Source organism: Francisella sp. SYW-2, from assembly GCF_008711475.1.
Classification (GTDB): domain Bacteria; phylum Pseudomonadota; class Gammaproteobacteria; order Francisellales; family Francisellaceae; genus Francisella; species Francisella salimarina.
On record NZ_VXKO01000028.1, the window covers coordinates 1 to 15455 of the forward strand.

The following is a 15455-nucleotide window of genomic DNA, read 5'->3' on the forward strand; positions in this document are numbered from 1 at the left end:
AAGAAGATGGTCGCTATTATAGCTGTTATGAGAAAAATTATAGTCATTGCTAATGCTAAAATTAGAGATTTAAGACTGAAAATGCAAATTTCGTAAATAATTTACAACATAGTTGATGACAAAAATGATTTCAAAAGTTATTTGGATTAGCGATATAGAACAGTATTATTTTTATCTGCAAATATATAAACATATCCTGCTTTCTTACAAAAACCTTAGTTTATATTTACCCTAGTCACCTACTATCACTTGGCCATTTCCTCGAAGAAAGAAATCTCTAAAACTGTAACTGTATATTACCTACTAGCTAAATAATCTCCATCAAAAAATGACTCCACATCTGCGACATAATAATCTATTTCTTGATTATCATAAAAATTAGCCTCTGACTTATGATCATCTGCATGAACTAATACAGTTTGCATACCTAAATGTTTAGCAGGTACTAAATTGTGTGATGAATCTTCAAAGAATATTGCATTAGTAAAATCAATATCAAACTTCTCTCGTCCTATCTCAAAATATTTAGTCTTTGGCTTGGAAACTAAGCCGGTATCCTCTATAGTTAAGATACCATCAAAACTATCATCTAAACCTAACTGCTTTAAAACTCTATAAGTATGAAAATTAGAAGCATTAGTAAAAATATAAGTACGATTATTTTCTCTTAAATCATTAATATGTTTATTTAGTTTTTCATTTGGCTTGAAGTGACTAATCTCAATATTATCAATATAATCAAGAAACTCTTTTGGCTCAATATTGTGATAACGCATCATACCAAGCATAGTAGATCCAAACTCATAATATAGTTCATCACGAATTATATTAGCTTTGTCGGTATCTAAGATATTTAGTTTTAATTTGATATAATCACTCATTCTCGCCATCTGTGCATCAAATAAGCCGTTATTATATGGATATAGTGTATTATCCAAGTCAAATATATAGGTTTTCATTTCATTCCTTAAAATTTTCTATAATAAATTAAGCTTTTTAAGTTCATTTTGGACAATATTCGCTGTCTTATCCCAATTAAAATCTTTTGCCCTATTTAGTGATTTACTTACTTTCTCAGCATACATTTTTTTATCATTTACAATCTGGTGCATCTGCTTAATTAACTCATTAGCACAATAAGGATCAAAATATAAACCAGCATCTAATGCTACTTCCTGTAAAACTTCTATTTTAGAGGCTAGAACAGGAGTTCCACAAGCCATAGACTCGACTAAAGGCAAACCAAACCCTTCTTCAAAAGAAGGTAGTATGGTTGCTGTTGCTGATTGATAATATTTAGCTAAAACTTCATCAGCAGCATCTAATCCTATAGTTTGTATCTTTGATAGGCAAATATTATACTTCTGAGCATAATCTCGCAGAGTATGATCCATCTGTCCAGAGAATACTAAGTTATACTCATCATAATAATTAAAATCTTTAAACGCCTTGAATATTATCTCAATATTCTTATGAGTACGTCTATTACCAATATATAAAAAATATTTTTGTTTAACTATAGTCGGGTTGTAATCAAAAGCAAATGATATTCCATTATAAGCAACTGCAATTTTATTACTGTTGATACCTGACCATGCTAGTATTTGATTTTTTGAAAAGTTTGAAACTGTCATAATTTTGACATTTTCTCTCTTAATAATTGGCTTTAGTATTTTTTCAAAATAAAGTTTTTTTATAAAGCTGCTCTCATATTTAGATGTAACCGGTATAAGATCATGTATTGTTATAAGTAGTGCTTTATCTGTTTTCAAAAATATTGATGATGGAACATTCGCAGCAAAAGTATAATATCCCTTAACATCTTTTTTTCTAAGCAAAAAACTTAAATAAAACAAATCTTTTAGAGAAAATGGTTTTATATGCTTGGAAGTAGCGATAAAGTTCTGGGGTAAATATTTGATTATTTCACAAGCATATCTACCTATTCCATGCTTTCCCTTCCAACGAGTATCTATTAATAATTTTGGCATAGCTATTCTTTAGTAATTCTTTTTGCATTTAACGTTTTTCTTAGCTTTTTCATAAAAAGATATATTCTCGCTATGAGGTTAGGAAAGTAAAAAAAAATTTTATAATGTAACTTCACCTTAACTTCATTTTTCTTAGCTTTTTTATAGTAAGACCTATACAAGAGTAATAATTTTTCTTTCATCACATTTTTGTTCTTATAACTATATGCATAGTGACCCACTAATGGTTTTAGTATACTCATGTAGATTAAGCTTGATAAATTAGGGTATTTTTTTAGTAGCTCTACAGTTTGTCTTCCATAAGCATATCTAAAACTATTATACTGGTGAATATTAAACTTGTCAGAAATACTCCCAGAAAGACCACTGTTTCTTTGAAAATAAAAGTACCCAACCTTATTACTGACTATAGCGGTATCAATCCTTTGTAAAATTCTATAAAAAACTTCAATATCTTCAAAAACAATTCCTTCCTTATACCTAATATCTCTAAATATTTCTTTATCCGCAAGCCAACCACAAGAAAAGCCTGGAATCACTCCTTTTAAATACGCTATTATAATCTGTTCTCTAGAGTATATCCTTAAAGTCTCTTTATCATAACTATTATATCTGCACACTGAATTTACACATTTCACATATGCTAAAAAAGAGATCTCCGTATCGCTTTCCATCAGATTTGAGTAAAGGCTCTCAATATAGTCCCTAGAGACCCAATCATCACTATCTATAAAAGAAATATACTGGCCGTTACACACATCTAACCCAGCATTTCTAGCACTAGATAAGCCTCCATTCTCTTTATCCACCAATATTACACGATCATCTCTATTTGCATATTGTTGAGATATTTCTAACGAACCATCACTAGAACCATCATTTACGATAATAATTTCTAAATTCTTATAAGTCTGATTAATAATAGAATCCAAACATCTTATTATATATTTTTCAGTGTTATAAATTGGAATTATTACAGAAACTAAAGGCGCCATCATTACATCACTTTCATTACCAGTACTTTTCTCCATAAATACTCATCAATAACTATAAATTATTCAATTGCTTATTAAACCAATAGCCTAACGCACTATAAAAATTTTTTCTTAAAAATGCCTTATACTTCTGTTTCTTAATCAAAATAACCCACATATATTTTTTTAATAAAATTTTTCGAAAAGATTTTTTCAACTCTACTGATATATCATTGGAATCAAGTATACTCATGTTCAAGTAATCTATATAATTTAAATATTCTTTCTGAGAAATTTTGCTACTTTTTATTCGTTCATTTAATGCTAAATTAAAATACACTTCTTTATCATAGTCATTCCTAAATAATAATAACTTATACCTAGTAGCAAATTGAGATGCAATTTTAATACTCTTAAAATAGCGATCACAAATATCTTTTTCACCAATATCAGTGATACTATTCGGTGTATCCCGATAGTTAACCAAGACTTCTTCTATATTTGAATATCTACCATATCTTGATAGTCTCACCCATAAATTATAGTCTTCAATATACTCCATTCCCTCATCATAAATAAATCCATCACTCTTCTTTAATTTGTCCAGAAATAATTTATTTATCATAGCTGAAGGATGTGCAATAGGAACTCCAAAAATGAGACGAGATATGCATGACATATTATCAGACGGAAATTTTAATATTTTTGTATAACTATCACAAAATATTCTAATCCATGTACCGCATGCTATGATATCTTTGTTCTTCTCTAAGAATAGAACTTGTTTTTCCAACCTAGATTTTAAACAAACATCATCCGCATCCATTCTTGCAATATATTTGCCTCTTGCTAAAGATATACCTTCATTAAGAGAATAGACTAGACCTTTATTCTCTCTAGAAACAACTATAATTCTATTATCTGCTTTTTGAAATTTTTTTATAATTGATAAGCTATTATCAGTTGAACCATCATCTATAATAATAAATTCAAAATTTTTAAATGATTGATTCAAAATACTTTCAACAGATTGAAAAAGATACTTTTCAGCATTATATACTGACATTACAACTGATACCATTATGTCATTCATATTCTTACCCATGAAATAGGACATATATCTCTCTGATTGATTCTATCATCACTAAACCACTTCTTAGGAGCAATAACAATTTTATTACTATTCTGATTTAGCCAAGCTCCCCACCAACTGAAAGAACTATTTGCTATTATATTATGATTACATAGTGACATTATTTGCATATCTTTATAACTATTTTTACCCTTATTTCCTGTAACATATACAGCATTTGTTAATTTTAAGTTTTGCTTACACCACTGAATATCATCTGAAAATACTAGAAATTGAACATTACTAATTTTATTAGATATATATTTAATAGCTTCATTATAATAATTTAAGTCACAAACATTTCCATGTAAAGGATGATTAACATAATCTCCACGTCTTATATGAATAGAAACAAGACTATAACTTTGCTGCAGTCCAGCAATAATATTTTGATTATTACTGTCTAATTTTTTAAATTCAAACAATTTTCTAATGTCTTTTCCAATGCTAACAAAATATTTCTCTGACTGCCAATAACCATTAAGATAACATGATCGAACCGAAAAATAACTTTCAGAGTAACCAAAATCTTTTTGAGTAATATATTTTTTTGAAAAAGTCAAAAATCGCTTATTAAACTTACCTAGATAGTAAGCAATACCAAAAAGTTTTTTCATTATTTTTGTATTTGAAAAGTTACCATCAAATAATTCAAAAACATCAGATAGTTCATAACCATTGTGTAACTTATAACCTTTAAATCCTGTTATATCTATATAAACATCAGATTTTATTTGCGTTTGTAATGCCTTGTAAAATGCATACTGAAACATCTGATTACCTAATCCACCTGTAAGCTTAACTATTATCACAACGATAAATCCAATTATTAAAGGTATTTTTTATATTTAAGAAAAATTTATAAAAAGGTGATATTACACGAACTATCCAAAGCAGTTTAATTATACTTAAATGCACAGAATTTTTATATCCCAACTCTCTAATGTCAGCTAAAGAGGAAACTTTAAATCTCAAAAAAAGAAATATAAAATGCATTTTATATTTCACATTTAGTTTACCAATATCAAATTTATCGAACATAATCATAGTTTCATAAACATTTATATTTCTATCATTTATGCAACCATTTGTAACTCTATATTCTTCACTTATATTGATTGAGATTAATTCTTCTTTCGTATAAATAAAGCTTTTTTTCTGCAAAAGCCTAATATAAAAATCTATATCCACCAGCCATCTCATTCGTTTATCGAAAAAAATATTCAGGCCATTTCTATATAACATAATACTAGGTGCTCCAAGCTGATTACCAAAAAATAAATTTTTTGAATCTTTTTTTACTGGTAATAGTCTCTCATCACTAAGAATATGACTTGACACATATTTTCCTTCTTTATTTACATGATATGATGAACAAAATACTGCATCTATATCATCACAACTCTCAATCAACTCAATAAACCTTTCCAGACCAAAAGAATCTCTAAAACGATCATCATGATGCAATATTTTAATATACTTACCTCTTGCATGCCGAATTGCCTCATTCCAATTCTCAGGAGATCCTTTTGGCACTTGATTTTTAATATAAGTAATATTTAAAACTTTTTTATACTTATCTACAATTAATTCAACAGAGTTTGTTCTTGAGTCATCGCTTATAATAACTTCATAATCCTTAAATGTCTGGCTAACAATGGAGTCCAAACACTTATCCAAATTTTCAGGCTGTTCATAAGTTGGTATGCAAATCGAAACTTTATACATAAATTGAAATTCTTCTTTTACTTTTTAAATATCTCAATATTTTGATTTCTTCATCTATATTCCCATGGCATTTATTTATCCATGATTTATCATAATCAGATATACTCAATTGTCTACTTGTGTCGTAGTATTTGTAATTATCTTTTTTACTCATCGAAAACCCATAAACACTGATACTCTTTGCTTTCGAATAAAGATATATAAAAATTAGAAAAGCACATCCAGACCTTGGTATATATATATCTTGAATATTAACTTCATTATGTAAATTAATAAACTTTCTGTAAACTAATTCATGAAATGAATCACTTATAAACTCAATATTCTTGAAATCTTTTAAATATGGCATATTTACTTGTCTGGTATAAATTCTCGATAAATAAGTAGGCTTTTTTAACAGCTCAATAAGATGCTCATGATTTTTATACTCTAAAGTTGCTCCAACAAACCTAACATCACATTTTGAACCATAATCAACTATATTTTCAATATGATTAATATTAAAGTTTATACGAATAACAGTATCAGCAGCATCTATTTTTTTACCATAACATTTACCAAGTAAATTACTAGATGAACCAACAATAGCAATATTTTTCTCATTAAACTCACGAGCAATATACTTTAGTCTCATCTCACTAATTTTAAATAAATATAATCTGTATAAAAGAAACAATACTTTTATAGGCATTTCGCATAAATATTTAAAAACTTTTAATAAATATACAAAACTAAGATATATATAATTCATTATTATAATTGACCTACATTATTCTATATAAAAAAACACTCTATTTAATAATCTCGGCTATTATAGTGTCGCACTGTCCAAGTTCAGCTAATTTTTTTGAATATTCCTGATTAAGTGTATAGTCTTCTAAAAATGCATACTTTATATGCCCTGAAGGCATTCCTTTTGATAGCCAATATAGATGATTAGCTAAACTATATCTCTGATATTGTTTAATATAGTCAACTTTAAATAATGACTTATCAATTAATTTGCCAAGTGTATACAAGTTAAATAAATATAAATGACAGCTCCAATATGTAAAATCTTGGAATGCTTGATTTTTATATGTTTTAATTAATATATCATCCGAGCTAGGAACTTCAATTATTATTCTCCCACCTATTTTTAACTTTTCATATAATTTATTTAAGATACAAACAGGATCTGGCAAATGCTCTACTACATGAAACATTGTAATATAATCCAAACTATTGTCTGGTACTTCATCAATACTATCAAAGTGATCAAACTGCTTATTCAGAGCATAAGAATACTCTTTATTAATTTCTAAAGAAAATAAGTTTTGTGTAATATTTTCATCTTGTAACTTACTTAAAAACTCTCCTTCTCCACAACCAAAATCTAATACCCTTTTATTTGCCAATTTTAGTGCAAATTGTTCAAATCTTCTCTGTGTATCTATAGAAGATATAGAGTTGAATATTTTTGTTTTCTTATTAGACTTTGCTTGGCCATTTTCTTCATAAAACTTTTCTGTTATATGAGAGAAATCACTCAGATAAACTAACCCACAATCCATACATTCAAGTATCTTTATGCCATCATTATCTCGACATTTTCCGTTTCTATTCTTAGAGTCTTGACTTCCACAAACATAACACTTCATATTTAATAACCTTTTAATACATGCCCAATAAACTCTCTAACAGCCCCATCTCCACCTTTTTTTGACAATTTAAGAATATTTGGAATATTTTTTATTTCTTTAAGTGCTGAACTTGGACACGCTGCCATACCAACACTTGCCAATAACTCTCTACAGTTAATATCATCTCCTATATAAGCAACTTCACTTAATGATATATTTTCTTTTTTACATATTTCTTTCACCACATTCAGTTTACCATGATGTTCTAAACCTTGATACAAATAATCAACTTTTAATTTTTTAGCTCTATTTTCAACTATTTTGGTATTCTCACTAGTAATAATACCCGTCTTTATTCCAGCATCCCTTAATAGTTCAAATCCTTTACCATCATGTGTATTAAACTTTTTAAACTCTTCACCATTAGTTCCGTAATACATCCCAGCATCTGTGAGAGTACCGTCAACATCTGCTAGAAATAGTTTTATAACAGTTTTTGTTCGTTTAGAAAGAACATATTTATACATAAGGTTTTCCGCTATTTCCCAGTCATCCTCTTCATCTATCTCAACTGCCGTAAACTCTTTCATTTCATGTATAGCTACTTTACCACTGAGACGGTTCTTCTCTTTTTTTATATTACCTATAGTATTAATATAAAAAGCTCCATTTTCCATAAATAAACCTGCGAAATCTTGTCGCCTTGGACGCTCCTTATAATTATAATTTAATGGTACAGCATCATTATTCCAAAAAAATCTTTTTGTTCTAACACATGTAAGGAGTGAATCAGCATTCTTACTCTTTAAAATTTTCAATGCGTCATCAAAATCTTTAGGTTGTGTAAACGGAGAAGTAGCTTGTACTAAAAAAAACAAATCTTTATCATTAAATCTTTGCTTAGTAATAAACTCTAACATTACTGATTCTGTACTTGCCATATCATCTGCATTTTTAGGGTCCCTGTCATACATTTCTACTTTAGAAAATCCAAAACTATTAACTGTATATTTTATTTCATCGCAATCAGTAGCTATAACAATCTTGTCAATACTTATAGAATTTTGAAGTGCTTCAATACACCAAAAAACAAGTGGTTTACCACAGAAATCTTTGATATTTTTTAAAGGAATTGACTTGCTGCCACACCTTACAGGAATAAATGCTATGTTCATTGATATTTACTTTCTATATTTTAACTTTTCTCTCTGTAATTTTTCTATTGTAAGTATTTCATCTACCTTATACTGAAGTGCTTCATATGTAGCATCTAAATCCCTACATAGCTTCGATAACCCACATGGCTCTAACGATGCAGCATGATCTGTTCCTTTCCATGTTCTATTTTTTGTAAAGTGTCTTTCAATCCATTTTGCACCTAGCGTATATGCTGCTATGTCAATGGCAATACCATTGTGATGGCCAGAAAAACCTATTTCTGAAACTCTATCTCCATAATTATCATATAACCATTTAATTTCTAACAAAGCCACATCATTAAATGGCACAGGATATCCAGATGTACAAGCATATACCAAAAGCCTTGATCTTGCCTGATCAGTTTTTTCGAAGAAACTAATAATCTCCTCAATTTCTTTTTTTGTTGTCATACCTATAGATAATTGAACTTGTCCACCATACTCATCTCTTAATATTTTCAACAACTCAAAATTATTATTGCATGCAGATGGTACCTTTAAAAATTCTGGTCTAATAGAAATCATCTCCTTCGCACTAGTTACATCCCAAACAGATGTTGAATAAATAATATCTAATGAGTCACAGTATTCTTTCAATTTGCGGTGTTGCTCTTGAGTGAACTCAAGATACTCTCTATGTTCTCCATAAGTACTACCATAAGAATTATATGGAACTGGATGTGACATATTGTATTGTTCTTCTGTTAGTAAGTCTTTATTATTTCTTTTTTGAAACTTCACGTAGCCGGCACCACTTTGTTTTGCTAAGAATATAAGTTCTTTAGCGATTTCAAAACTGCCCATGTGATTACAACCTACTTCTGCAATAACCTTAGGTTTCTCATAACTAAAATCAAATGACATTTCAAATACTCTCTTTATACCAAACTTATCAACAATCCATCATCTATACTATAAATTATATCATACCCATCTATAGTAGAAAGTCTATGAGCTATTGTTATTATAGTTATATCTTTTAACTCTTTTATCACATTTGTTACTTCTTTTTCAGTTTCATTATCAAGAGCTGATGTTGCCTCATCCATCACTAATATTTGTGGATTTTGATACAATGCTCTAGCTATACCAAGTCGTTGGCGTTGACCACCTGAGAGCCTAATACCATTTTCACCAACAAAAGTATCTATCCCTTTATTCAAATTACTAACAAAATCATCAAGTTGAGCCATTTCTAAACATTTCCAAACTTTAGTTTCATCTACGCTTGCCTTTGGTTCACCAAAAGCAATATTCTCTTTAATAGATGTATCATAGAGTATAATTTGTTGTGGAATATATGCAAATAGTCTTTGTACTACCTTAGTACTATTAATTTGCTTATCATCTATATAGATACTACCACTTTGTGCTGTATAGAAACCCATTAACAAATCAACTAAGGTACTTTTACCAGAGCCTGAAGGTCCTATAAAAGCTGTTTTTTTACCTTTTCCTATTGTCACATAAATATTTTTCAAAGCTTGAGTACCATCAGGATAACTATAACTAATATTTTCTAGATGGATATTCTTTTTAAACTTTACATCTGAAACAAAACTATCTTCTATGCTATTTGTATAGTTTTGATATTTTTCTAACTCTTCATATATTACCCTCAGAGCTGGAGCAGAATATTTTATACTGGTAACCGCTTGCATAATCCTATTAAGTGCCGGTAGTAATTGTGTTGCAGCAACCCCAAATACAGATAATAATATAAAAATTGAATTTGTCGACTCACCAAAGGCTATAAGAATTAGTAAAGTAATTAATACAAATGTAATTGCTATAGCTTCTATAAAAAACCTTGGTAAGATTTGAAATATTTGATTAAACTCTAATGACCTATTAAGCATGATTGCTTTTTCACTAAACTCATTCGTGAATACTTTTTCTTTGTTATAGAGTTTTATTTCCTTGATACCTGATAAACCATTCATAGTTGTTTGAGTCATGCTTTTCCAAGCTTCTGCTCTTTGTTTACCATATTTAGTTAAAATTCCTTTTATTTTTAACATAAAGATAAATAAAGAAACTCCCAAAATAAGCAAAGTAAAAAAACTAAATAAAAAGTTGATATATAACAATAAAGCAACTATAAATATACATGAAAATAAATCAGTAGCTAATATTCCTAGAGGATTAATTATTCCTCCAGATAATTGATTAGTTTCCGAGTTTATATTACGTATAAGAGTTGGTGTGCTTCTAGTTAAATGAGATTCATAATCCATCGATATATATAGTTTAAATAGCTTTTTCTGAATACTTAGGACTATAGAGTTTAAAAATTTGGTTTGAAACCAAAATAGTGCCACACCAATTATATTCTTTATCCAAAAAGCTGAAATTAATAAAAGTATACTTATTAGTATTATTTGAAAATGACTAAAGCCACTCAGAAAATGTATATTATCAAACTGATTTGGGTTAACTAAAATACTCACAAAAGGAATAACAGCTCCAACACCTAGTATCGAAGATATTGAGCCTAAAAATAATAGAACAAGGTATAAAAAAAATCTTTTTTTCTGAGTAGAATCTAAAATACCAAAAAAATATTTAAAAAATTGTTTCATTTTACACCACTCTCTATCACTTCATCATAAACTGATTTATAACTTTCGACCATTTTTTCTAGACTAAAGATATCGTCAAATCTAGCTTTAGCATTAGCTCCATAGTCTTTAGCTGTTTGTTCATCTTGCCAAAGCTCTTTGAGCTTTTTGGCTAAATCTTGACTATCATCTGACTTGGCTACTAATCCAGTTTGTTTATCAATATTTACAAAGGTTGTACCTGTACCAATCTCGCAAGTTATCATTGGCTTAGCAAATATACTTGCCTCTAGTAAGACTAATCCAAAAGCTTCTGTCCTTATATTTGAGGGTAACACCAGAGCATAACTTAGCTTTAGTAATGATAGCTTATCCTTATCATCTAATGCACCGACAAATTTTATATTCTGCAGATTATTTTGCTTAACTTTTTGCTCCAGCAGATCTCTTTGATCACCATCACCAACTATAACAAGTGGATAATCTTGCCCTTGCATAGCATCAATCAAGATATCTAAGGCTTTGTAATACCTCAACCCACCAATGTAGATAATGAATTTCTTAAAACCAATATTATTTTTCCAATATAAATAGTTTTCCTCATCAATATTATAATCTGATTTATCCAAACTCATTGGAATAACTTTTTTAGGTACTTTTATTTCTCTAAGAATCTCACTACTCTCAAGATAATTAGGAGATGTTGGTAAAATATATTTTGCGCCATTGAGAAACCTTCTCATTAAAGGTTTATACAATATCATCAACTTTTTTTGCTTGATAATATCTGAGTGATAAGTGACTATATATGGCTTATTTACTCTACAAATAGTCTGCAACAAGTCAGCATATGGATATGGAAAGTGATAGTGAATAATATCAATTTGCTTAGCTAACTCTTTGAATTTCTTAATTGCCGATAATGAAAAAGTTGTTGAAGCTATATTCAAATTTGTTTTAGCAAAATGCAATGTATAAAAATCTTTATATATAGTTCGATTCTCTTTACCCATAGCTAGAATATGTATATCTAAATCATACTTTTTAGCCACAGCAACTGATAGCTCATGTATGAACTTTTCTATACCACCATAAGTCTCAGGATAAAATGATTTAAATACATGTAAGATTTTCATTCTCTAAATATCATTCTCTTTGGCGTAATTCTGCCATCTAACAATATCAACGCATATATCATCGATAGTTTTTTGTGTCTCAAAACCTAGCTCCTGTTTAGCTTTGGCAACACTCGCGGACATCTCTGTAATATCACCCGCTCTTCTAGCTACTATTTGATATGGAATCTTTTTACCTAGTGCTTTCTCATAAGCTGTGACAATCTCTAGTACGCTACATCCATGACCTGAGCCTAGATTATATGCTCGCCAATCTGGCTCAACCTTTGAGATATGCTCAATTGCCAATATATGCCCTATAGCCAAATCTACCACATGGATATAATCTCTGATACAAGTACCATCCCTAGTATCATAGTCACCACCAAAAATGCTAAGTTTAGGCAATTTACCTGACCCCACTTGCCCAACATAAGGCATTAAATTATTAGGAATACCTTGAGGGTCTTCACCAATCAATCCACTACTATGAGCCCCTACAGGATTGAAATATCTGAGACATGTAATATTAAAATTATTATCAGCCTTATACAGATCTGCTAGAATATTCTCTATCATTAGCTTAGTAGCACCATACGGATTAGTTGCACTAAGTTGCATGTCCTCTACAAATGGTGGTGTATTGTTCATGCCATATACAGTTGCTGAAGAACTAAATACGAAATCATAAACTTGGTACTCTTGCATTAACTCAAGCAAATTTAGTGTACTTAATAGATTATTATGATAATAAGCCAAAGGCTTCTGTACACTCTCGCCAACAGCTTTGAGACCTGCAAAGTGAATCACCGCATTTATACTATGCTCTTGAAAGACTTTCTCTAACTTATCTTTGTCTAAAAGATCTATCTGATAAAAATCAAAATCTTTGCCTGTGATTGTCTTGACTCTATCAGCTACAGATAGTTTGCTATTTGAAAGATTATCGATCACAACAACTTGATAGCCTCTATCAAGAAGCTCGACGACCGTGTGACTGCCTATGTAACCTGTACCACCTGTTACTAATACTTTTTTATTCATATCTATACTCTATATAATTGACATTTACTTGATTCACCACTTTGGTATTTACTACTTTCTTCTTAGGCAAAAATATTTCTAATATTTTCATAAAAATGACTCTTACTGTCTCGATAATAATAAGTAAATCAAAAACAAAACTCCATCTTCTAATATATACAAGATCAAGCTTAAGTTTATTCTCAGGAAGAGTTGCATAGCTTGTCAAAACTTGAGCGTATCCTGTAATCCCAGCTTTAACTTTGGTTCTACATAAGAACTCTGGAGTCTCTTTTGCAAACTCATCAATTAACTCTCGTCTTTCTGGGCGTGGCCCCACTATAGACATATCACCTTTTAAGACATTAAAAAACTGCGGTAGCTCATCTAACCACACAGGCCGAATTATCTTACCAACCTTAGTAATTCTATCGTCATCACTACTTGCCCACACGGCACCTGTGTGAGATTCAGCATCTACTTTCATGCTCCGGAACTTTATCAGTTTAAATTTTTTTTCGTTTTTAGAAACTCTTTCTTGAACGAAAAAAGGTGACCTCTTATCTTCTAAAAATATAGCCAAAGCAACTATCAACATAATTGGAGCAGTCAGAATAATAATCACAACACTAAAAATCATATCAAAAATTCTCTTTACTGCTTGAGCTTCAAATGACAAACCAAAATTTTTAACACTCATCGCTAGACTATCACCAAGAGGTATAAGTACAGCTCCCCAAATAGATATTTCATACTTTCGAGGAATAATCACCATCTCAACATTACACTGACTCAAAAGTGATAAATCATTATCACCAAGTTGCTTTAGAGCTTTATCTGAAATAAAAACTTTAGTATAACTTTTGATAATATCAACCAACGTTAAACCATCCATATCTATACATAGGTAGCCATTCACGGTTTCATTAGGCAACTTAGAATGCATTGCTTTATCAAAAAGCCAGTCTTGTTCACCATGACATCCTATAATCAATACACTGTTATAAATAGTATTCCGCATCAGCCTCCTAAAGTAGACACGTAATACAGATAAAGCTATAAACTGAATAATAAAACCAATAAGAATAATACTACGAGGAAAAGCAAAACCTCTCAAAAAAAAGGCTAAAGATGTAATCACTATTGCTATCGTAAATGAACATAATATTACTTTTAGTATATTTCTTGATTTTGAAATCTTCTCACCATTTGTGTATTCAGCAATAAGAAATGTTAGCAGTGCAATAACTACTATAAATGATGCTAAAAAGTTAAAACTACTAAAGTTGCTAATATCATAATCAAAAATATGTAGAGGTATAAAATAGCTCAATAAAACTATTATTACAGAAAAAAAGAGTTCTATAATTTTAAGCTTAAGTATCATACTAGATTTTCTTGAGCTCATCTCTCATCTTATCAATAGTTTGTTTGTAGCTATCTGAGTTAAAAATAGCCGACCCAGCTACAAAAGCATCAACTCCGCAAGCTGCAATCTCTGCAATATTATTAGGGTTAACGCCACCATCTATCTCTAGTAAGATATCTCTACCAGTTGATTTAATCCACTGAGAAACTTCTTTAGCTTTATCTAGCATTGCTGGTATAAATTTTTGACCGCCAAAGCCTGGATTTACTGACATTATCAATATCCTATCAATATGACTTTCAACATATTTTAGACAATCTATTCCTGTAGCTGGATTTAGAGCTAGACCCGCATCAATATCAAAGGACTTGATAAGCTGTAAACTTCTATCTATATGCTCACTAGCTTCTGGATGAAATACAATACTACTAGCACCAGCTTTAGCAAAGCTCTCAATCAAGCTATCTACTGGTTTAACCATAAGATGAACATCCATGCCAGCTGTAATACCATAATCTCTCAAAGCCTTAAGAACCATAGGGCCAAACGTAAGGTTAGGCACATAGTGATTATCCATTACATCAAAATGAATGTTATCAGCTCCTGCTTCCAAAACTGTCTTAACATCATCTCCTAATCTTGCCAGGTCAGCAGATAGTATCGAAGGGTTAACCTGAAATTTTCTCATTGCTAATTATCTAAACATATAAAAATTAAAAATAATTTTAACATAACAATAAA

15 protein-coding genes are annotated in these 15455 nt (G+C 29.9%); all 15 read right to left on the reverse strand.

Annotation, left to right across the window (positions count from 1 at the left end; translation table 11 throughout):
* Positions 1-296: 296 nt before the first annotated feature.
* Complete coding sequence (locus tag F3D57_RS08385) at positions 297-959, reverse strand: pyrimidine 5'-nucleotidase (protein ID WP_150465914.1); 663 nt, start codon at positions 957-959, stop codon at positions 297-299.
* Between the two features lie 18 nt (positions 960-977).
* Complete coding sequence (locus F3D57_RS08390) at positions 978-1991, reverse strand: glycosyltransferase family 4 protein (protein WP_150465915.1); 1014 nt, start codon at positions 1989-1991, stop codon at positions 978-980.
* A 2-nt stretch (positions 1992-1993) separates the two neighbouring features.
* Positions 1994-3022, reverse strand: a complete 1029-nt coding sequence (locus F3D57_RS08395) for a glycosyltransferase family 2 protein (protein WP_150465916.1) — start codon at positions 3020-3022, stop codon at positions 1994-1996.
* A 16-nt stretch (positions 3023-3038) separates the two neighbouring features.
* A complete protein-coding gene (locus tag F3D57_RS08400; protein WP_191092378.1) occupies positions 3039-4058 on the reverse strand; it encodes a glycosyltransferase family 2 protein in 1020 nt (339 codons plus the stop codon).
* Positions 4055-4909 (reverse strand): alpha-1,2-fucosyltransferase, encoded by an 855-nt coding sequence (locus F3D57_RS08405; protein WP_150465918.1) that lies wholly within the window; start codon positions 4907-4909, stop codon positions 4055-4057. Before F3D57_RS08405 ends, F3D57_RS08400 begins: the two co-directional genes overlap by 4 nt.
* Positions 4896-5825 carry a glycosyltransferase family 2 protein gene (locus F3D57_RS08410; RefSeq protein ID WP_150465919.1) on the reverse strand — a complete coding sequence of 310 codons (930 nt, stop codon included), beginning with the start codon at positions 5823-5825 and terminating at the stop codon, positions 4896-4898. Before F3D57_RS08410 ends, F3D57_RS08405 begins: the two co-directional genes overlap by 14 nt.
* Positions 5818-6459, reverse strand: coding sequence for a glycosyltransferase family 29 protein (locus tag F3D57_RS08415; protein ID WP_191092379.1), 642 nt, complete (start codon positions 6457-6459; stop codon positions 5818-5820). Before F3D57_RS08415 ends, F3D57_RS08410 begins: the two co-directional genes overlap by 8 nt.
* A 157-nt stretch (positions 6460-6616) precedes the next feature.
* Complete coding sequence (locus F3D57_RS08420) at positions 6617-7465, reverse strand: class I SAM-dependent methyltransferase (RefSeq protein ID WP_150465921.1); 849 nt, start codon at positions 7463-7465, stop codon at positions 6617-6619.
* A gap of 2 nt (positions 7466-7467) precedes the next feature.
* On the reverse strand, positions 7468-8622 hold the full coding sequence (locus F3D57_RS08425; protein ID WP_150465922.1) for an acylneuraminate cytidylyltransferase: 1155 nt from the start codon (positions 8620-8622) through the stop codon (positions 7468-7470).
* A gap of 6 nt (positions 8623-8628) precedes the next feature.
* A complete protein-coding gene (locus F3D57_RS08430) occupies positions 8629-9510 on the reverse strand; it encodes an N-acetylneuraminate synthase family protein (RefSeq protein WP_150465923.1) in 882 nt (293 codons plus the stop codon).
* Between the two features lie 14 nt (positions 9511-9524).
* A complete protein-coding gene (locus F3D57_RS08435; RefSeq protein ID WP_150465924.1) occupies positions 9525-11228 on the reverse strand; it encodes an ABC transporter ATP-binding protein in 1704 nt (567 codons plus the stop codon).
* A complete protein-coding gene (locus tag F3D57_RS08440) occupies positions 11225-12343 on the reverse strand; it encodes a glycosyltransferase family 4 protein (protein WP_150465925.1) in 1119 nt (372 codons plus the stop codon). The genes F3D57_RS08435 and F3D57_RS08440 overlap by 4 nt, the downstream gene beginning before the upstream one ends.
* Positions 12344-12346: 3 nt before the next feature.
* A complete protein-coding gene (gene galE / locus F3D57_RS08445; protein WP_150465926.1) occupies positions 12347-13366 on the reverse strand; it encodes a UDP-glucose 4-epimerase GalE in 1020 nt (339 codons plus the stop codon).
* Entirely contained in the window at positions 13359-14753 is a 1395-nt protein-coding gene (locus F3D57_RS08450; protein ID WP_150465927.1) for a sugar transferase, read from the reverse strand. Before F3D57_RS08450 ends, galE begins: the two co-directional genes overlap by 8 nt.
* A complete protein-coding gene (gene rpe / locus F3D57_RS08455) occupies positions 14734-15402 on the reverse strand; it encodes a ribulose-phosphate 3-epimerase (RefSeq protein WP_150465928.1) in 669 nt (222 codons plus the stop codon). Before rpe ends, F3D57_RS08450 begins: the two co-directional genes overlap by 20 nt.
* Between the last annotated feature and the right edge of the window lie 53 nt (positions 15403-15455).

Excerpts from the sequence above, each read along its gene's own strand:
- F3D57_RS08385 (WP_150465914.1), bottom strand. The coding sequence starts at position 959 with ATGAAAACCTATATATTTGACTTGGATAATACACTATATCCATATAAT.
- F3D57_RS08390 (WP_150465915.1), bottom strand. The coding sequence starts at position 1,991 with ATGCCAAAATTATTAATAGATACTCGTTGGAAGGGAAAGCATGGAATA.
- F3D57_RS08395 (WP_150465916.1), bottom strand. The coding sequence starts at position 3,022 with ATGGAGAAAAGTACTGGTAATGAAAGTGATGTAATGATGGCGCCTTTA.
- F3D57_RS08400 (WP_191092378.1), bottom strand. The coding sequence starts at position 4,058 with ATGAATGACATAATGGTATCAGTTGTAATGTCAGTATATAATGCTGAA.
- F3D57_RS08410 (WP_150465919.1), bottom strand. The coding sequence starts at position 5,825 with ATGTATAAAGTTTCGATTTGCATACCAACTTATGAACAGCCTGAAAAT.
- F3D57_RS08415 (WP_191092379.1), bottom strand. The coding sequence starts at position 6,459 with ATGAGACTAAAGTATATTGCTCGTGAGTTTAATGAGAAAAATATTGCT.
- F3D57_RS08420 (WP_150465921.1), bottom strand. The coding sequence starts at position 7,465 with ATGAAGTGTTATGTTTGTGGAAGTCAAGACTCTAAGAATAGAAACGGA.
- F3D57_RS08425 (WP_150465922.1), bottom strand. The coding sequence starts at position 8,622 with ATGAACATAGCATTTATTCCTGTAAGGTGTGGCAGCAAGTCAATTCCT.
- F3D57_RS08430 (WP_150465923.1), bottom strand. The coding sequence starts at position 9,510 with ATGTCATTTGATTTTAGTTATGAGAAACCTAAGGTTATTGCAGAAGTA.
- F3D57_RS08435 (WP_150465924.1), bottom strand. The coding sequence starts at position 11,228 with ATGAAACAATTTTTTAAATATTTTTTTGGTATTTTAGATTCTACTCAG.
- F3D57_RS08440 (WP_150465925.1), bottom strand. The coding sequence starts at position 12,343 with ATGAAAATCTTACATGTATTTAAATCATTTTATCCTGAGACTTATGGT.
- galE (WP_150465926.1), bottom strand. The coding sequence starts at position 13,366 with ATGAATAAAAAAGTATTAGTAACAGGTGGTACAGGTTACATAGGCAGT.
- F3D57_RS08450 (WP_150465927.1), bottom strand. The coding sequence starts at position 14,753 with ATGAGCTCAAGAAAATCTAGTATGATACTTAAGCTTAAAATTATAGAA.
- rpe (WP_150465928.1), bottom strand. The coding sequence starts at position 15,402 with ATGAGAAAATTTCAGGTTAACCCTTCGATACTATCTGCTGACCTGGCA.